Source organism: Candidatus Frackibacter sp. WG13 (genome assembly GCF_900114655.1).
In the GTDB taxonomy this organism is placed as follows: Bacteria; Bacillota; Halanaerobiia; order Halobacteroidales; family Acetohalobiaceae; genus Frackibacter.
Map to the genome: position 1 here is coordinate 187,790 of NZ_FOTT01000002.1, position 17,729 is coordinate 205,518.

At 29.0% G+C, this 17,729-nt stretch carries 20 protein-coding genes; all 20 read left to right on the forward strand.

The features are described from left to right. The first annotated feature begins 13 nt into the window (after positions 1 to 13). Positions 14 to 373 carry a nucleotidyltransferase domain-containing protein gene (locus BM077_RS02445; protein WP_089747688.1) on the forward strand — a complete coding sequence of 120 codons (360 nt, stop codon included), beginning with the start codon at positions 14 to 16 and terminating at the stop codon, positions 371 to 373. Continuing rightward, positions 351 to 773, forward strand: a complete 423-nt coding sequence (locus tag BM077_RS02450; RefSeq protein WP_089747686.1) for a HEPN domain-containing protein — start codon at positions 351 to 353, stop codon at positions 771 to 773. The genes BM077_RS02445 and BM077_RS02450 overlap by 23 nt, the downstream gene beginning before the upstream one ends. A 114-nt stretch (positions 774 to 887) precedes the next feature. Continuing rightward, positions 888 to 1,229 carry a nucleotidyltransferase domain-containing protein gene (locus BM077_RS02455; RefSeq protein WP_089747684.1) on the forward strand — a complete coding sequence of 114 codons (342 nt, stop codon included), beginning with the start codon at positions 888 to 890 and terminating at the stop codon, positions 1,227 to 1,229. Beyond that, the gene (locus BM077_RS02460) at positions 1,229 to 1,633 is read left to right on the forward strand and encodes a HEPN domain-containing protein (RefSeq protein ID WP_089747682.1); all 405 of its coding nucleotides are present in this window, start codon (positions 1,229 to 1,231) and stop codon (positions 1,631 to 1,633) included. The genes BM077_RS02455 and BM077_RS02460 overlap by 1 nt, the downstream gene beginning before the upstream one ends. A gap of 739 nt (positions 1,634 to 2,372) precedes the next feature. Next, positions 2,373 to 2,942 (forward strand): adenylyl-sulfate kinase, encoded by a 570-nt coding sequence (gene cysC / locus BM077_RS02465; RefSeq protein WP_445082256.1) that lies wholly within the window; start codon positions 2,373 to 2,375, stop codon positions 2,940 to 2,942. A gap of 89 nt (positions 2,943 to 3,031) precedes the next feature. Next, complete coding sequence (locus BM077_RS02470; RefSeq protein ID WP_089747680.1) at positions 3,032 to 4,744, forward strand: AAA family ATPase; 1,713 nt, start codon at positions 3,032 to 3,034, stop codon at positions 4,742 to 4,744. A gap of 203 nt (positions 4,745 to 4,947) precedes the next feature. After that, a complete protein-coding gene (locus tag BM077_RS02475; RefSeq protein ID WP_089747678.1) occupies positions 4,948 to 5,181 on the forward strand; it encodes a DUF2061 domain-containing protein in 234 nt (77 codons plus the stop codon). A gap of 92 nt (positions 5,182 to 5,273) precedes the next feature. After that, the gene (gene rfbH / locus BM077_RS02480) at positions 5,274 to 6,593 is read left to right on the forward strand and encodes a lipopolysaccharide biosynthesis protein RfbH (RefSeq protein ID WP_090003400.1); all 1,320 of its coding nucleotides are present in this window, start codon (positions 5,274 to 5,276) and stop codon (positions 6,591 to 6,593) included. Positions 6,594 to 6,620: 27 nt separating this feature from the next. Next, positions 6,621 to 7,397: a glucose-1-phosphate cytidylyltransferase gene (gene rfbF / locus BM077_RS02485; RefSeq protein ID WP_089747674.1), complete on the forward strand. Its 777-nt coding sequence runs from the start codon at positions 6,621 to 6,623 to the stop codon at positions 7,395 to 7,397. 2 nt (positions 7,398 to 7,399) lie between these two features. Further along, positions 7,400 to 8,476, forward strand: coding sequence for a CDP-glucose 4,6-dehydratase (gene rfbG / locus BM077_RS02490; protein ID WP_218124632.1), 1,077 nt, complete (start codon positions 7,400 to 7,402; stop codon positions 8,474 to 8,476). Positions 8,477 to 8,482: 6 nt separating this feature from the next. Continuing rightward, on the forward strand, positions 8,483 to 9,019 hold the full coding sequence (gene rfbC / locus BM077_RS02495; RefSeq protein ID WP_089747672.1) for a dTDP-4-dehydrorhamnose 3,5-epimerase: 537 nt from the start codon (positions 8,483 to 8,485) through the stop codon (positions 9,017 to 9,019). A gap of 15 nt (positions 9,020 to 9,034) precedes the next feature. Next, positions 9,035 to 9,937, forward strand: coding sequence for an NAD-dependent epimerase/dehydratase family protein (locus BM077_RS02500; protein WP_089747670.1), 903 nt, complete (start codon positions 9,035 to 9,037; stop codon positions 9,935 to 9,937). Beyond that, positions 9,918 to 11,336, forward strand: coding sequence for an O-unit flippase-like protein (wzx, locus tag BM077_RS02505; RefSeq protein ID WP_089747668.1), 1,419 nt, complete (start codon positions 9,918 to 9,920; stop codon positions 11,334 to 11,336). The genes BM077_RS02500 and wzx overlap by 20 nt, the downstream gene beginning before the upstream one ends. A gap of 24 nt (positions 11,337 to 11,360) precedes the next feature. Further along, positions 11,361 to 12,350 (forward strand): glycosyltransferase family 2 protein, encoded by a 990-nt coding sequence (locus BM077_RS02510; protein WP_089747666.1) that lies wholly within the window; start codon positions 11,361 to 11,363, stop codon positions 12,348 to 12,350. Positions 12,351 to 12,547: 197 nt separating this feature from the next. Next, positions 12,548 to 13,930, forward strand: a complete 1,383-nt coding sequence (locus BM077_RS02515; protein WP_089747664.1) for a hypothetical protein — start codon at positions 12,548 to 12,550, stop codon at positions 13,928 to 13,930. 107 nt (positions 13,931 to 14,037) lie between these two features. Then, the gene (locus BM077_RS02520) at positions 14,038 to 14,484 is read left to right on the forward strand and encodes a transposase (RefSeq protein WP_089747661.1); all 447 of its coding nucleotides are present in this window, start codon (positions 14,038 to 14,040) and stop codon (positions 14,482 to 14,484) included. Between the two features lie 92 nt (positions 14,485 to 14,576). Next, positions 14,577 to 15,077: a helix-turn-helix domain-containing protein gene (locus tag BM077_RS14160; protein WP_445082257.1), complete on the forward strand. Its 501-nt coding sequence runs from the start codon at positions 14,577 to 14,579 to the stop codon at positions 15,075 to 15,077. A gap of 43 nt (positions 15,078 to 15,120) precedes the next feature. Then, entirely contained in the window at positions 15,121 to 15,360 is a 240-nt protein-coding gene (locus tag BM077_RS14165) for an integrase core domain-containing protein (RefSeq protein WP_089747659.1), read from the forward strand. Positions 15,361 to 15,460: 100 nt separating this feature from the next. Continuing rightward, on the forward strand, positions 15,461 to 16,519 hold the full coding sequence (locus BM077_RS02535; protein ID WP_089747657.1) for a hypothetical protein: 1,059 nt from the start codon (positions 15,461 to 15,463) through the stop codon (positions 16,517 to 16,519). Between the two features lie 388 nt (positions 16,520 to 16,907). Then, positions 16,908 to 17,708 (forward strand): glycosyltransferase, encoded by an 801-nt coding sequence (locus BM077_RS02540; RefSeq protein WP_089747655.1) that lies wholly within the window; start codon positions 16,908 to 16,910, stop codon positions 17,706 to 17,708. Positions 17,709 to 17,729: the final 21 nt, after the last annotated feature.

The following is a 17,729-nucleotide window of genomic DNA, read 5'->3' on the forward strand; positions in this document are numbered from 1 at the left end:
GGGAGTGAGAGGTATGAGTGCAAATGTTTATCAAGAGAAGGATTTAGATATAGAAGCATACCTTGAAGATGTTAAAGAACGTACAGTACAAAGTATAGATTTAAATAGGATTATTCTTTTTGGTTCCTATGCTAGAGGAGATTATAATGATAATAGTGATGTGGATTTGCTTTTTATAGTAAATAATGATAGTGGTTCACTGAGGGAAATTAGACATAAGATAGATAGTTTATTACAAGATAGAATTGTTCCGACTGATATTCTAGTATATACTGAGGATAAGCTTAAAGAAAAGGAAAATATAATAGGCACCCTTCCTTATACCATTAAAGAGGAAGGAGAAGTTATTTATGACAAACAAAGAAAAAATTAATACATTAGTAAAGGAATGGATGAAGAAAGCTAAAGAAGACTTAATAACTGCAGAAACTCTTGTAGAGGCTCCAACAAATAGGTTGCCATTCTTGACATCTACTATTGGTTTTCATAGTCAACAGTGTGTGGAGAAGAGTTTGAAAGCTTTCTTGATTTATAAGCAAATAGAATTTAGAAGAAGTCATGATATTAAATATTTACTTAATTTGTGTAAAGAAGAGACTGATAAATTTGAAGTAATTCGAAATGATAGTAGTTTATTAAATGATTATGCAGTCGAAGCAAGATATCCAGGAGATTGTGAAGAATTTACTACTAAAGAATCTATAAAGGCAGTAAATGTAGCAAGGAGAGTTTTAAATTTATTAGAGGAAGTAATACCTGAAGTGACAGAGTAAGGTTGAGGTTTAGGTTAAGGCTGAGGACAAAGAGTTTTGAGGGTTTAGAGTTTTTCCTCAACCTTAACCTCAGCCTTGACCTCAACTTCAATCTGTAACCAAAGGAGGAAAAGTATGAGTTTAAATAACTTGGACCTTAATGATTCTCAAAGAAAGGCTTTGTATCAATTAAAGAAAAGGATAAATAATAAGTATTCTATAGTAGAAACTTTAGTATTTGGTTCGGTAGCTCGGAATGAAGCTGAAATAGGGTCTGATTTGGATGTTTTGGTTTTAACAAACAAGGGAATGAGCCATAAAGAAAAGCATGAAATATATGCATTGGTTACAGAAGTGAATTTAGAATATAATACCAATTTAAGTGTTTTAATTGTTGATAAAGTTGGTTGGGAAAGTGGACTTTATTCTGTCTTACCAATTAAAGATGAGATTAAACGTGATGGAGTGCGATTTTGATGGATTATAATAAAAAAGAGTTAGCTAAATATTGGATGAAAAAATCGAAAAGAAGTCTAGAAGCTGCCCAGCATGAATTTGAATGTAAAAATCATGATTTTTGTGCTAATCGTTTATATTATTCAGCTTTTTACGCTGTCAGTGCTGTGTTAATACTGAAGGGGCAAACGTATAAAAAACATAGTGCTGTAAGAGCAGCATTGCATAGAGACTTTGTTAAAGAAGGCCTTATTCCTATAGAGTATGGTGCTTTATATGATGCATTATTACAAGATAGAGAAGAAGCAGATTATGTAGCTTTTGTAGAGTTTGATCCAGAAATACTTGAAGAAGAAATTAAGCAAGTAGAGGAGTTTATTAAGGAGTTTGAGAAACTGTTTACTTCGTTAATTAAATCTGAATGATATTAAGGCTAAGGTTAAAGAGTTTTTGAGGGTTTAGAGTTTTTCCTCTGACAATTGACAGTTTACAGTGAAAACCAGTAGAAAACTTTGGATTAAAAGCAGAAGACTATCATAGATTTGCAACCAGCCTTGATTTGTAGGCTGGGCGAGAAAGTTAAGACCTTAAAACATTAAAACACTAAAAATCAGATATATTATATAGGTTAAAGGTAGAAATTAAACAGAAATAGGAAAGAGGAATTTGAGTTTTTATAAAGAATTATGTGGAATGAGGTTTATTAAAAAATTGGAATAAAATATACAGATATATTATAAAATTATAATTAAATTTAAGTTGTAAGTTATGTGAAACAGTTAAGACTATCAGAGAGTTCTTGAAATAAAGGCTTTATAAAAGACGAGATTGAATATCAAGAGAGAAAAATCTAAAGAAAAAGCTGATAATGACAGTAATGAATTAACTGTCAACTGCTAGAAGGAGTTGGTGAATGATATAATGGATAAAAAGAAATCTAAGACTTCATTAGAAGGTTTTAAGGAAGATGCTCCTGAACCTCAAGGAAGAATAGAAGATAAAGGACAAGTTGATAATGACAACAATGAACAAACTGTCTTAATCAGCCTAAAAGGCAAGGCTGATTATGAGTTTATGATAAGTTTACTGCCTTTTAATTTGGGATCTTCTACTTATCTCCACTGTCAACCGTCAACTGTCAACTCGAATAAAGGCTCAAATAACATTATGTGGCACAAAGGTAAGGTCACATATGAAGATAGATGCAAGAACCTAGGCCAACGCGGAGTCGTCGTTTGGTTCACCGGTCTTTCTGGTTCTGGGAAATCTACGATAGCTGTGGAAGTAGAAAAAGAATTACTTAAGCAAGGTAAGGCTGTTTATAGATTAGATGGAGATAATGTCCGGCATGGTTTGAACTCTGACCTTGGCTTTGCTAAGGAAGATCGAGATGAGAATATTAGACGGATTGCGGAAGTAGCTGCTTTATTTAAAGATGCAGGTTTAATAACGTTAGCTTCTTTTATCTCGCCTTTTCAGAAGATGCGTGATTTTGCGAGAGAAAGAGCAGGAGAAGATAGTTTTATTGAAGTATATGTGAAAGCGGATGTGGAGACTTGTGCTGAACGTGATCCGAAGGGATTATATGAGAAGGCTAAGCAAGGAGAGATAGAGAATTTTACTGGTATTTCGTCACCGTATGAGGAACCGGATGATGCTGATGTGGTGATAGATACTGCTGAGTTGACGGTGGAGGAATCGGTGGAAAAAGTTTTAGAAGCAATTGACAATTAAAAACTTAGGTTAAGATTAAGGCTAAGGTTTAGCGTTTTTCCTTAACCTTAGCTTTAGCCTTAATCTCAAATTAACAGGGGGGGGTTAAAGTGTTGAAAGATGGCTTGAAGGGACTTCCGATTGGGATAGATGATTTTAAAGATTTGAGAGAGAACAATGGTTATTTTGTTGATAAGAGTCTGTTTATCAAAGAGATTATAGATGATATTTCTAAAGTTAAACTAATTACTCGCCCCCGTAGATTTGGTAAGACGTTGAACTTGTCAATGTTGCGTTATTTCTTTGAAGATGGAGAAGAAGATAATAGTGAACTTTTTCAGGATTTAGAGATCTGGCAGCAAGGAGAGGAATATAGATCTGAACAAGGGAAGTATCCGGTGGTTAATCTGACTTTTAAAGATGTTAAGTTTGCCAATTTTGATTTATGTTATCAAAAGTTAATTATACAGATTAGTAATGAGTATAAAAAACATGATTATTTATTAGAGTCAGATAAAATAAGGGATATTGATAAAAAAATATATAATTCAATTATTAGTGAAAAAGCAAGTTATGTTAGGTTTGCTTCTAGTTTAGAATTTTTAACAAAGCTATTAGCAGAATATCATGACGAGAATGTTATTGTCTTAATAGATGAGTATGATACTCCGATTAATGCTGGATATTTAAATGATTATTATGAAGATATTATAGATTTTATGAGAGCCTTTTTAGCTGGTGGTTTGAAAGGTAATAGGTATTTAAAGACAGCAGTAATTACTGGTATATATAGAGTAGCGAAAGAGAGTATCTTTTCTGGTTTTAATAATTTGGAAGTATGTTCAGTTATAGATAATATTTTTACTGAGGAATTTGGTTTTATAGAAAAGGAAGTTAAGGACTTACTTGCTTATTATAATCAAGAAGAGAGTATAGATGAGATTAGAGATTGGTATAATGGATATATTTTTGGGGATGAGACGGTTATTTATAATCCCTGGTCTATTTTAAACTATTTAAAGTATGGGAACTTAAAGCCTTATTGGGTGAATACCAGTAGTAATAGTATTATTAGACAGATGTTGGGCAAGACTGGAAAAAGCTTTAAAGAAAAATTACAGCTTTTGTTGAGTGGCAAAGAGATAGAGGATGTTAGAATTAATACTGATACTAATTTCCGTGATATTCAGGATAGATCAGTTATTAATGAAAGTGTGCTCTGGAATTTGTTATTGGTGAGTGGTTATCTAAAGCCAGTTGGTCTTCACTATAACAGCTTTGGAGATGCTATTTGTGATTTAAAGATACCTAATAAAGAAATAAGAAAATTATATAGAGATATAATTATGGATTGGTTTGAAGAAGGTGAAGTTGGTACAGAACAGATAAGAGAGATGTTAGAGGATTTGGTGAATGGAGATATTGATGACTTTGCAGAAAAGTTTAGTTATCTTGTTCGTAGGACTTTTAGTTATTTTGATGTAGGCTATAATGCAGCGGAGAACTTCTACCATGCTTTTATCCTAGGCTTGTTAGTTAATCTCCAGAAGAAGTATAGGATAAAGTCGAATGCAGAATCCGGAGATGGTAGACCGGATGTGTTAATTATCCCTGAGGATAAGAGTAAGAGAGGGGTAGTTATTGAGTTTAAGGTAGCTAAGAGTAGCGAGGAAGAGGTTATGACTAAGACGGCTGAGGAAGCTTTAGCTCAGATAGAGAAGACTAATTATGAGGATGAGCTTCTTTTTAGTGGAATAGATGAGGTGCTAAAGGTAGCGGTTGTGCTTTGTGGGAAGAAGGTTTTGGTAGTTGACAGGGAGTAATAGTTGACAGTTGACAATTTACAGTTGACAGTTAAAATCGTTTAAAGAGTTTTCGAGTTAAAGCAGTTTATACTTGAAGGTTTTAAAGAAGACGCTCTTGAATATCGAGAAAGAACAAAGAATAAGAAAAAGTAAACACTTCCAATAATGAATTAACTGTCAACTGTCAACTGTAAACTGATAAAAGTTGGAGGTAATTATTGATGAGCAATAAGTTAAGACGAATATTGAAAAGTGTTACTTGGCGAATAACAGCTACTACTACAACAATTTTAATAGTTTATTTTTTAACCGGAGAGTTTAAATTGGCTGGTTCAGCAGCTTTAATGGAAGTATTGTTAAAGACAACTATTTATTACTTACATGAAACTGTTTGGGATAAGGTTGAGGTGGCGGAAAAGAACACTAATATAGAGAAAGTTAATTGTAATAATTAGCTAGTACTTTCGTTTGAAAGGCATTTAAATATAAATTATTAATTTGGTAAATTTTAAAAGCGTTTATAAAGTTAGGATTGAGGGGAGAAATTATGAGTAATAAAGTAAGCAAATTACGAAAAGAAATATTAGAAAAAGTTAAAGAATTGCATAAATTACAAGAAAAGAATAGTGAGGATTTTAAGCCTGGTAAAGATGTAATTCCTTTTGCTCGTCGTGTTTATGATGAGAAAGAAATGATGTCCTTAGTTGATTCAGCCTTAGATTTTTGGTTAACGGCTGGTAGATATGCTGAAGAGTTTGAAGAAAAATTTGCAGATTATTTTGGTCTTAAAAGTTGTTCTTTAGTTAATTCGGGTTCATCAGCAAATCTAATAGCTTTGACGGCTTTTACATCACCTAAATTAGGTGATAAAAGACTTAAACCTGGTGATGAAGTAATAACAGTAGCTGCTGGGTTTCCTACTACAGTAAATCCTATAATTCAAAATGGTTTAATCCCTGTCTTTGTTGATGTTAATTTAGGTACGTATAATGTTAATATAGAACAATTAAGACAAGCTATTTCTTCGAAGACGAAAGCAATTATGTTGGCTCATACCTTAGGTAATCCATTTAATCTTGAGGCAGTAATGGAAATTGCTAAAGAACATGATTTATATGTTATCGAAGATTGTTGTGATGCTGTTGGTTCAACGTATAATGATGAATTAGTAGGAACATTTGGGGATGCTGCTACAGTAAGCTTTTATCCTGCTCATCATATGACGATGGGAGAAGGAGGAGCTGTATTAGTTGATTCAACAAAGTTAGAGAGAATAGTACGTTCTTTTAGAGATTGGGGACGTGATTGTTATTGTGAACCAGGACAGGATAATACCTGTGGATATAGATTTGAACGACAAATGGGGACTTTACCTTATGGATATGATCATAAATATATATATTCTCATATAGGATATAATTTAAAAGTTTTAGATTTACAACCAGCTATAGGAATCGAGCAATTAAAGAAGTTACCTTCATTTATTAAAAAGCGGAAGGAAAACTTTAAGAAATTAAAGGATGGACTTAAAGATTATGAAGATTATTTAATTTTACCAGAGGCAACTAAAAATTCTGATCCTTCTTGGTTTGGATTTCCGATAACGGTACGAAAAGATTCAGGGATTAATCGTGCTGATTTAGTTAATCATTTAGAAGAGAATAAGATCATGACTAGAATGCTGTTTGCTGGTAATATTACTAGACAACCAGCTTATCAAAATGTTAAATATAGAGTAGTTGGTAATCTAGAAAATACAGATTATATCATGAATAATACCTTCTTTATTGGAGTTTATCCAGGTATTGACCAAGAGAAGAGGGATTATATACTTCAAGTTTTTGCAGATTACTTCAGTAAGTTATAATTAATAAGTGTATAGGAGGAGTTTATAGTGAAGGCTGTAATCTTAGCAGGAGGATTTGGAACAAGATTAGGAAACAGGACAAACTTAATACCTAAGCCTATGGTTAAAATAGGGACTAAGCCTATTCTATGGCATATAATGAAGACGTACGCTCACTATGGAATTAATGAATTTGTTATTTGCTTAGGATATAAAGGTGATGTAATCAAGGACTACTTTTTACATTATGAAGCTAGGAATAATGATTTTACTATTGGATTAGGTAGCTCTAACTTAGAATTTCATAATGGACATGGTGAAGAGGATTGGAAAGTAACTTTAGTAGACACTGGACTTAATACTTTAAAAGGTGGAAGGATTAAAAGGATTGAGGAGTACTTAGATGATGATATAAACTTATTAACTTATGGTGATGGAGTAGCAGACGTAAACATAGATGATTTAATTGAATTTCATAAATCACATGGTAAAATGGTTACTATTACTGGGGTGCATCCACCGGCAAGGTTTGGAGAGTTAATAGAAGAAGATAACGTAGTAAAATCTTTTGAAGAGAAACCTCAAACTTCCCAAGGGTTAATTAATGGTGGTTATATGGTTTTTAATAAAGAATTATTAAGTTACTTAAGACCAGACGAGGATTGTGATTTTGAAATAGGTCCTTTAGAGAGTTTATCAAAAGAAGGAAAGGTTATGGTTTATAAACATAAAGGCAACTGGGAATGTATGGATCATGAGAGAGATGTAAAGCATTTAAATACACTATGGAATAATAATAATGCTTTTTGGAAGGTATGGGAATAGAAATGGATAAGATATTTAATGGAGTTTTTAAGGATAAAAATGTATTAGTTACTGGTCATACTGGATTTAAAGGTTCTTGGCTAATAACTTGGTTAAATGAATTAGGAGCTAATGTAATAGGTTATGCCCTTGATCCCTATAGAGAAAAAGATAATTTTGTAGTAACTAACCTAAGTAGTAAAATAACTGATATTAGAGGCGATGTACGAGATTTTGATAAACTATTATCAGTATTTGAAGAATATAAACCAGAAATAGTATTTCACTTAGCTGCTCAACCATTAGTAAGGTTATCTTATGAAGAGCCAAGAGAGACTTATGAGACAAATGTAATGGGAACAGTTAACCTTTTAGAAGCATCTAAGCAGGTAGAGTCAGTAAGAGTAGTAGTGAATGTTACTAGTGATAAATGTTATGAAAATAAAGAAATGATTTGGGGATATAGAGAAAATGATCCCATGGGAGGATATGACCCTTATAGTTCAAGTAAGGGTTGTGCTGAACTAGTAACTTCTGCTTATAGAAGATCATTTTTTAATCCACAAGATTTAGACAAACATGGAGTAGCTTTAGCTTCTGTAAGAGCAGGAAATGTTATCGGTGGAGGAGATTGGGCTAAGGATAGATTGATGACCGATTGTATAACTGCATTACAGGCAAGAAAGAAAATAAAGATTCGTAGTCCACAAGCAATACGACCTTGGCAGCATGTCTTAGAGCCATTGAGTGGTTATTTATTATTAGCGTCAAAGTTATATGAAGAACCTAAAAAATATATAGGTGGATGGAATTTTGGCCCAGAAGAAAGCTCTATAGTAACTGTAGGAGAATTAGTAGAGAAGCTTATAGATTGTTGGGGTTCAGGAGATTGGATAGATACTTCATCCAATGATGAACCGCATGAGGCTGAACTATTAAAGCTTGATATAAGTAAAGCAAGATATTATTTGAATTGGAGTCCAAGATTAGATGTTGAAGAGATGTTAGAATTGACTGTTGATTGGTATAAGAATTATCAAGATAATAATGTGTATGAATTGTGTGTAAAGCAAATTAAAAACTTCATTAAAAAAGGTTGATAATAAATGGAATTAATAAAGACGAAGTTACAGGGAGTATATATTATACAGAATCCAGTTTTCAGTGATAATAGAGGAGTTTTCTCTAAAATATATCATGAAGATATTTTTGAAAAAAATGGATTGTGTACTGATTTTAAAGAGAGCTATTATTCTGTTTCTAAAAAGAATGTAATACGAGGAATGCATTTTCAATTACCACCTTATGATCATGAAAAACTTGTATATGTGCCAAAGGGAGAAGTATTAGATGTGGTATTAGATTTAAGGACAAACTCTGATACATTCGGAGATTATATAGCTATAGAACTATCAGCAACAAATAAAAAATCGATTTATATACCTAAAGGTTTAGCACATGGTTTTAAGTCTTTAAAAGATAACACAATTACAGTTTATAATGTTTCAACAGTTTATAGTAGTGATTATGATACTGGAATTAGTTGGAACTCTTTTGGCATGGATTGGGGATTAGAAGAACCAATAGTTTCAAAAAGAGACCAAGAATTCATAAGTCTTGATAAGTTTGATAGTCCATTTTAAGAAGGAGAGTTAACTATGGAAAGGGTAGTAGTTACTGGAGGAACAGGATTTGTAGGTTCAAATTTAAGTAGAAGGTTAGTTAAAGAAGGATATAAGGTTCATATTATAAGTAGAAAAAGTTCTACTTATGAAAATATAGAAGATATATTAAATGAAGTAGAGATATTTGAGTATGATAATCAAATACAGAATTTAATTGATTACTTTAATAATATAAATGCAGAAGTAGTATTTCATTTAGCTTCTTTGTTTATTGCCGAGCATGAGGCAGAAGATATAGATGGATTAATAGATAGTAATTTGAAGTTTGGAACACATATTTTAGAAGCAATGGCTAAATCAAATGTTAAAAGAATCATAAATACAGGTACATCATGGCAACATTATAAGAATGAAGAATATAATCCTGTATGTTTATATGCTGCAACTAAAGAGGCTTTTGAAAAACTTTTAGAGTATTATGTTAAAGCATTAGATTTTAAAGCGGTAACGTTAAAATTATTTGACACTTATGGAGAGAATGATAGGCGTTCTAAACTTATTAATTTGTTAAGCAAGTTTGCTAAAGAAAAGAAAGTTTTGAAAATGTCACCTGGTGAACAAAAGTTAGATTTAGTTCATATTGAAGATGTAGTTGAAGCATTTATTTGTGCATATGAATTATTCGAAAAAGAGAACTTTGAACATGAAAAATATGGAGTTAGCTCTGGACGTGAAATTAAGTTAAAAGATTTGATAGGTTTATATGAAGAAATAACAGGATATGAAATTAAAGTTGAATGGGGAGGAAGACCTTACAGGAAAAGGGAAGTAATGGAATTATGGAGTGATTTTGAAACCTTGCCCAGTTGGAACTCGAAAATCTCATTAGAAGAAGGATTAAAGAGGATGGCGAAGAATGGAAATAAAGATAAATAATAAAGATGTAGTCTGGAGTTATTTTTCTCAGATATTTCAATTTAGCGCAGGAATATTTCTATTACCAGTTATACTAAGGAAACTACCAAGTGAAGAACTAGCTATATGGTATGTATTCTTATCTATTTCAAGTTTAGTTAATTTATTGGATTTTGGTTTTCGGCAAACTATAATGCGAAATGTTAGTTATGTTTTCAGTGGAGCTAATAAATTAGTAAAGACGGGTATAAATAAAGAACAAAAATTATCTAACGAAGTTAATTATAACTTATTATATTCTGTAATAAAAACAGCGAAAAGGATTTATAAGGTTATTGCTATTTTAGCATTTTTATTATTAATTACTATAGGAACATGGTATATAAAGGATATTTCAACAAATATAAATAATCAAAACAACATATTAATAGCGTGGATTATTTATGTATTATCTGCAGTTTTTAATTTTTATTTCTATTATTATACGCCATTATTATTAGGTAGAGGTTTTATAAAAGAATCCCACAAGACGATTGTTTTTTCAAAATTGTTTTATATAATATTTAGTTTTGTTGGGTTGACGTTAAACTATGGTTTGATAGCAGTTGCTGTCGGTAATTTGTTAGGCAGTTTAGTTAATAGAGTTACTTCTTATAACTATTTTTACACAAATGATATTAAAAGTAAATTTGAAAAGATAACTAAGATGAAGCAATCTAAGAGCACACTAAAACTTTTTAAAATTTTATGGAATAATTCTTATAAATTAGGATTAGTTTCAGTAGGGTCATTTTTTATATTACGAGCTAATACTTTATTAGCTTCAAAATTTTTAAATTTAGAGATAGTTGCTCAATATGGATTATCATTACAATTATTAAACGTTTTAAAAAGGAGTTCTTCTACTTTATTTAATACTTATATTCCCTTATTTAATCAATATAGGGTTAAAGATAATGTGTCAACTTTGAAGAAGTGGTTTGGTACTAGCTTAATAATAGGATGGGGGACTTATTTAGTAGGGACGGTAGTTATAGTTTTTTTAGGTGATAAAGTACTAAATTTAATTGGAAGTGAGACGCAGTTGTTACCAATAAAATATTTATTTTTCTTAGCAGTTATATTATTCTTAGAGTTGAATCATAGTATTTCTGCTACGTTAATAACAACAAAAAATGAGGTTCCATTTGTTAAATCAGCTTTATTATCTGGATTTGGAATAGCTATATGTTCCTTTATGCTTTTAAAGTTTACTTCTTTTGGAATCTTAGGTATTCTTACTTCGCAATTTATTGTGCAGTTATCTTATAATAATTGGAAATGGCCATTAGAGATTTTAAAGGATTTAAAGACAAACTATAAAGAATTATTTATTTTAGGATTCAAATTTAGTTTACAAAAAGTTAAAACGATAATTTGAATTTGATTAAGTGGAGGAGTATTTATGCCTAAAGATTATTTTGCTTATGTAGATAATTTTAAAAAGTATAAAGATATAGAATCAAAGATGGTTTTAGGTAATGCAGGTCGTGGTAATTGTAAATTTACTATAGCAATCCCAACTTTTAAGAGACCTAAATTATTAGAAAAATCTTTACAAAGTGCAGTAAATCAAAAAAATATTGATGATTACGAGATTATAATTATTGATAATGATCCAAGTGGGGTTTTAACTCAAGAAATAGTAAAAAAACATTTAAAAGATAACGTTTATTACTTTAAAAATGAAAAAAACATAGGTATGTTTGGAAATTGGAATAGATGTATTGAACTTGCAAAGGGTGAATATATTACAATACTTAATGATGACGATTGGTTGAGTGACGATTATTTGATTGAATGTGTTAATTATTTAGATGATGATATTGATGGATTATATTTTAGAAATAATATTATTGATTTAAGAGGAAATAAGAATAAATCAAAAGCAAAGTATGAGATAATTAAAAAAGTATTGAATTTCTTTTCTAAAGAAAAAAAGAGATTATCTCTTTTTGACTTTTTTTTAGGTAACCAAAGTGCTGGGACATTAGGTGTTTTAATGAAAACAGATTATTTAAAAAAATTAGGTGGTTATAATCCTAAATATTTTCCTTCAAGTGATTATGTATTACATGCTAATTATTGTTATAATTTTAACGTATATTTTATTAATAAAAAATTAAATTATTATCGCATTTTAGCAAATGAGAGTGCAAAACAAGAAACCTTAAGAAAATGGGAAGTCATAGACTATAATATAAGAAAATATTTAATAAGAAATATTAATATGAACAAACAAATTCTTGATTTTTTGAATGAATTAATTCAAGAAAACAGAATTCAAGGAATGGTGGATCAATGGGGGTATCGAACTAATTTAAAAAGCCAATATAGATTTATTAAAAGAGTATATAATAAAATTATAGCTGTTAAATATTATCTTAATTTATAATACTGGAAACAAATAATAAAAATAAAATTTATCGTAAACATAAGATAAAAAAGCATCCTCCGAAGATTAGCTAAAAAAGAAACAGTAGATAATTTAAATCAACTTTAAAAGATGGATTTTAAGTATGATTATATAGCTGATATGGACTAATTGGATTGTCAACGATTATTAATTATGAATATGGAAGTGATTTATGTATGAATCAAAAATGGAAAAGGGATATTCTAGTATATAGTGTTTTATATGTGTTATTATATATAATTTCCTTGAGTCAATTTTCCTATGAGTTTTTTTTAGTTTTATTTTTTAGTTTAATTATATATGGACTTTTAAAACATAAAATAGTTGAATTATTTTTACCATTTATGGTATTGCAATTAGTTTTTCCAAGTCTTAATTCAAAAGAAAAGTTATTTAATTGGTTTACGATGAATGTTTTCGGTGTGTCTCCTATTCATATTTTAACTATAGTTATATTTTTGAGATTTATTTTTGTTACAATTAAAAGTAAAAAGATTATTGTTAACAATCTAATGATTTTTGTAATAGTTCTTTTAATATTTCAAGTAAGTATTGGCATTTTTAATATTAAAATCTTTTTTTATAGATATTTAGTAGATATTTTAATGTTATTTACAACTATAGTGTATTATGGGTATGTATTAAGTCAGACTGAAGATAATATTTTAAAAATTTACGAACAACTTACATTATTTCCTTATGCCATTGTATGGGGAGGATTATTTACTCATTATTTTTTTAATGCTCCTTTATATATAACCATTGCCCCTTATGTAGCAGGAGTATTAATTTTAAATTCATTCATGAGAACGACTTACTTTGGAAGGAAATTTAAAAAATTTTCGATTTTTACGTTATTTGTTTATTTAATTAATAAGATATTCAATCAAATAGGATCTATGATGATTATAATTATAATAATGCTTTTAATTATTATAATTATAAAAAAGTTATTAGAATTAATTTCATTTAAAAAGATAGACTTTATAAGTTTATTTATGATTATTTTAATTTTATTTGTAGGATCAAGTTTGACATATAACTTAATTAATGAAGGGAACGTAGTTTTAAAAATGAAAGTAGAACAAATCACTTCTATTTTCAAGTTTAATCCTTATAATATGAGACATTCAACTGCGGTAAGATTTTTGGAATTCATGAATACTTATGCTGATATGTTAAATAATAATAAATTGTTATTATTATTTGGGAAAGGAGCAGGTGGTTATTTTTCAGATACTTATTATCCTTTTCCTTATTTTGGGCAAGATGATTATTCTAATACTCAAATCATTTTAAGAAAGTTTCATACTCCACATAATTCTATAAATTATATTTTTTTAAAAAATGGTTTCTTAGGATTATTATTCATAACAGTTGTTATTTTTAAATGTTTTAGAGGATTATTATCTAACAATTCAAATGATTATTATATATCTTTGGTACTTATGTTGATTATTTCGACTATTATGGGCTTTGGTATAAAGGTATCTATAGTATTAGGTTTATTTTTAGGGTTATTTGCAAAAAGAAAGATTATAGTTGTGGACCAGTTATAATTAATTATCATATATGTTAACTTAACCCTATATGTTAGGATAGTTGTCGTAAGGAATAAAATTTGTGTATAATAAAGTAACGACAATAAATCCTAAGGAGAATTAATATGCCAAAAAAAGTTTATCCCAAAGAATTAAAAGAATCTGTTTTTAAAAGACTTGCTCCACCAAATGCTGAGAAAGTATCTGATCTAGCAAAAGAATTAGATATACCTAAGAATACTCTTTACTCTTGGAGAGCTAAAGTTCTTAATGAAAGCTCTGCTACCAGTAAAAGAGCAAGTAAATGGACTTCTAAAGATAAATTTCAGGCTGTCTTAGAAACTGCCAGTCTTTCTGAATTGGAAACTTCTAAATACTGCCGAGAAAAAGGAATTCATCTTAAAGAATTAAAAAGCTGGGCTAAGCAATGTCAAAATGCTAATGATAATAAACTAGAAGATCCAAAAGAACTTAAAGATAATCTAAAAAATGAACAACAGAAAAATAAAGAACTCCAAAAAGAACTAAGATATAAGGAAAATGCGATTTGGGGGGACCCTAATGATGACTGATCAGTGATTCAGATCGCATAAAAGCAGTAAGGCTGATCAATAAAGCAAGAGAAAATGGTGCAAGGTTAAAGCCAGCCTGTAGAGAGCTTGGAATTAGCTCTCGCACATACCAAAGGTGGACTAAAAATGGTGGTATCAGAAAAGATCAAAGACCACTGATTAAAAGAAAACCACCTAAAAACAAATTAACAAAACTAGAAAGAGAAAAAATTATTAAAATTGCCAATAGTAAAGAATATGCAGATTTACCACCGTCAAAAATTGTACCTAAATTAGCTGATAAGGGTAAATATATTGCTTCGGAATCAACTTTTTACAGAGTATTAGCTGAAGAAAAACTAAATACCCATAGGAGTAAATCTAAGGAACCAGTAAAAAGAGAAGTACCAACTCATATAGCTACTGCTCCCAATCAAGTTTGGACCTGGGATGTAACCTGGCTTAATGCTTTTATTAAAGGTAAATTCTTTAAGCTCTATATGATTATTGATATGTTTAGCAGACTAATAATTGCTCATGAAGTCTGGGAAACAGAAAATGCTGAGTACTCTAAAAGATTAATTAAAAAAGCAACTCTTTTCCAAGGCAGCTAAAAAAGATAAACCATTGGTATTACATTCTGACAATGGTAGCCCTATGAAATCAGCAACATTTATAGCAACACTCGAAAAACTAGGAGTTCAAAGTTCATTTTCAAGACCAAGAGTAAGTAACGATAATCCCTATTCTGAATCACTATTTAAAACAATGAAGTATAGACCTGTTTATCCTAACAAAGGCTTTAAGAACCTGACAGAAGCTAGAGAATGGATTTCTAAGTTTGTTCACTGGTATAATCATGAACATTTACATAGTGGAATTAATTATAAACTTTAAGAGATCTAAAGTACAGAGTTAATTCATAAAAAACAATGAATTTATAATGTTTTTGTAGAGTAAGTTATTGTTTCATATTTTAATATAAGTTGGTGATTTTATGAAAATACTTTTTATAGATTTATTATGTCCTTCTGGACATAAAGATATTAATAAATACTTACTAGATATATTAAATGAGTTAAATAATATACAGGGAGTCGACTTAGTTACTAAAAAGGATTACTTGGTAAATGTCAGTAGTGTTATAACCAATAAAATTTTTATTCCAGAAAAGTACTTTAATTATAAGGGTAAATTTGATTATAGACTAAAAAATTTTTTAAAAATAAGATGGTTAATTCAAAATATTGATATTAGTTATTATGATGTGGTATTAGTAAGTAGCTATGAAACTATATCTTTTTCTCTAGCTTGGAGAAAGAATGTTACTACTAGAACTTTAGTATTTAATCACAATAACGTGGATGAATTGACAAGTATGGTTAAAAAATTCTTTTTTAAAAATATCTACAATAATGTAGAGCATATTGTTTATGAAGAATTTATTAAGGACTATTTATATTCATTAGGTGTATCTAATAAAATTTGGATCAATCATCATCCACTTGATTTTTCAAAATTAAATATAATTGAAAAGCATTCTAACAATGAGGAATTTTTAGTTTTAGCTCCTAGTAGTAGTAATGATGATGATATTATAAAAAAATTAATTCAGAATCCTAAGCGCAAGAAATTACTAAATGACAAAATTAAACTAATTGTTAAGTCTGAAAATATTGATTTTAAGGATGAACAATTAACAGTTCGAAGTGACCGAATAGCATATCAAGATTACATTGATGAACTGTATAGTGCAGATATTATTACATTATTTTTTAATAAAAATTTTAGGTATAGAGTAAGTGGTGTTTTTTTTGATAGTCTTGTGTTTAAAAAGAAAATATTATCTTATAGTAATGTATTTACAAACTATTATTTAAATAAGTATCCAGAATTAGGTGATGAATTTGATAATATAAATCAATTTTTAAATTTAATAAATAAATATTTTACGAATCAAAACCAATATAAAAGCAATATTTTTGAGAATATTATTGGAGATTATAGTAAAAGCAATATTAAACAAGAAATTATTAATATACTGTTTAATGATTAAGTATTAAGTATAAAAATTATAGGATTTAAAGGAAATTAAAAAGATTTTTGGTTTGTAATAAATCACATCATAGAAGGAGGCAATTGAAATTAAGAAACTATTATATATAACTAACTTTTATCCAATTGATCCGAGAAGTCAAAAAATCGCTGATTCTTTAGAAAAAGTATTAGATAATAAAGTTGCAATTAAATATTTAGCTTGGGATAGAAAAAATATAAAAAATAAACAAGATACAAGCAATGAGGGAAAATATTTTATTTACAGTGATAACACAGGTTATGGGAATAAATTTAGTAAATTATTAGGATTATTTAATTATTATAAATATAGTAAGAAAGTTATTAAAGATTATAATCCAGATTATATTATTGCGTATAACTGGGATATGTTGATTTTATCAAAATTGATTAAATCAACTGATTCTAAAGTTATTTATGATATACCAGACCTTCCTGCCTCTACAAGTCAGTTTATATTTAAAAGTTTGAAAAAGCTAGAAGAGATATTTATTTCATCCGGAGATATTTTATTACTTGCATCTAGATTCTTTAAAGATAAATATCAAGACGTTGAATGTAAAAAGATAGTTATAGACAATAAACCTCAAAAGAAAATACTAAATAATAAAGGAAAGTTCAAGTTTAAAAGTGAAAGGCTAAAAATTTCATTTATAGGTACTATAAGATATTATGAAATTTATAAAAATTTAATAGATGCAGTTAAGGGAAAGGAAGTGGAATTATTATTTTTTGGATGGGGACCAGATAAAGAAAGGCTAGAGAAATATTCTTTAGGTCTAGATAATGTTCATTTTTTTGGTAGATATCAATATGAAGATATATCTAAATTCTATAAAGTGTCTGATGTCGTATGGGCTGCTTATCCTAGTAAAGATATTAATGTCAGATATGCAACTAGTAATAAATTTTTTGAGTCTTTAGTTTTTAGAAAACCGTGTGTGTTTTCAAAAAATACTAAATTAGGACAGCATGTAGATGAAAATAGGATAGGTTTATTAGTAAATCCATATTCTGTAGATGATATTTCGGTTCTAATAGATAACTTAATTAAAGGAAAATTAAATTTAGAACTTATTCTAAATAATATAAGACAAATAAAACTACAAGATTTATTTTGGGAAAGAGAAGAAGATAAATTAAAGGCTTTGTTTGAAAATATGGACTAATTAACCTATTTAGAAGCGATT

What these genes read in the sequence shown, in the direction of transcription:
- BM077_RS02475 (WP_089747678.1), top strand. Translation starts at nt 4,948, where the DNA reads ATGAGCAATAAGTTAAGACGAATATTGAAAAGTGTTACTTGGCGAATA.
- rfbC (WP_089747672.1), top strand. Translation starts at nt 8,483, where the DNA reads ATGGAATTAATAAAGACGAAGTTACAGGGAGTATATATTATACAGAAT.
- BM077_RS02500 (WP_089747670.1), top strand. Translation starts at nt 9,035, where the DNA reads ATGGAAAGGGTAGTAGTTACTGGAGGAACAGGATTTGTAGGTTCAAAT.
- BM077_RS02540 (WP_089747655.1), top strand. Translation starts at nt 16,908, where the DNA reads ATGTTGATTTTATCAAAATTGATTAAATCAACTGATTCTAAAGTTATT.
- wzx (WP_089747668.1), top strand. Translation starts at nt 9,918, where the DNA reads ATGGAAATAAAGATAAATAATAAAGATGTAGTCTGGAGTTATTTTTCT.
- BM077_RS02520 (WP_089747661.1), top strand. Translation starts at nt 14,038, where the DNA reads ATGCCAAAAAAAGTTTATCCCAAAGAATTAAAAGAATCTGTTTTTAAA.
- rfbH (WP_090003400.1), top strand. Translation starts at nt 5,274, where the DNA reads ATGAGTAATAAAGTAAGCAAATTACGAAAAGAAATATTAGAAAAAGTT.
- BM077_RS14165 (WP_089747659.1), top strand. Translation starts at nt 15,121, where the DNA reads ATGAAATCAGCAACATTTATAGCAACACTCGAAAAACTAGGAGTTCAA.
- BM077_RS02510 (WP_089747666.1), top strand. Translation starts at nt 11,361, where the DNA reads ATGCCTAAAGATTATTTTGCTTATGTAGATAATTTTAAAAAGTATAAA.
- BM077_RS02460 (WP_089747682.1), top strand. Translation starts at nt 1,229, where the DNA reads ATGGATTATAATAAAAAAGAGTTAGCTAAATATTGGATGAAAAAATCG.
- rfbG (WP_218124632.1), top strand. Translation starts at nt 7,400, where the DNA reads ATGGATAAGATATTTAATGGAGTTTTTAAGGATAAAAATGTATTAGTT.
- BM077_RS02445 (WP_089747688.1), top strand. Translation starts at nt 14, where the DNA reads ATGAGTGCAAATGTTTATCAAGAGAAGGATTTAGATATAGAAGCATAC.
- BM077_RS02455 (WP_089747684.1), top strand. Translation starts at nt 888, where the DNA reads ATGAGTTTAAATAACTTGGACCTTAATGATTCTCAAAGAAAGGCTTTG.
- BM077_RS02515 (WP_089747664.1), top strand. Translation starts at nt 12,548, where the DNA reads ATGAATCAAAAATGGAAAAGGGATATTCTAGTATATAGTGTTTTATAT.
- BM077_RS02450 (WP_089747686.1), top strand. Translation starts at nt 351, where the DNA reads ATGACAAACAAAGAAAAAATTAATACATTAGTAAAGGAATGGATGAAG.
- BM077_RS02535 (WP_089747657.1), top strand. Translation starts at nt 15,461, where the DNA reads ATGAAAATACTTTTTATAGATTTATTATGTCCTTCTGGACATAAAGAT.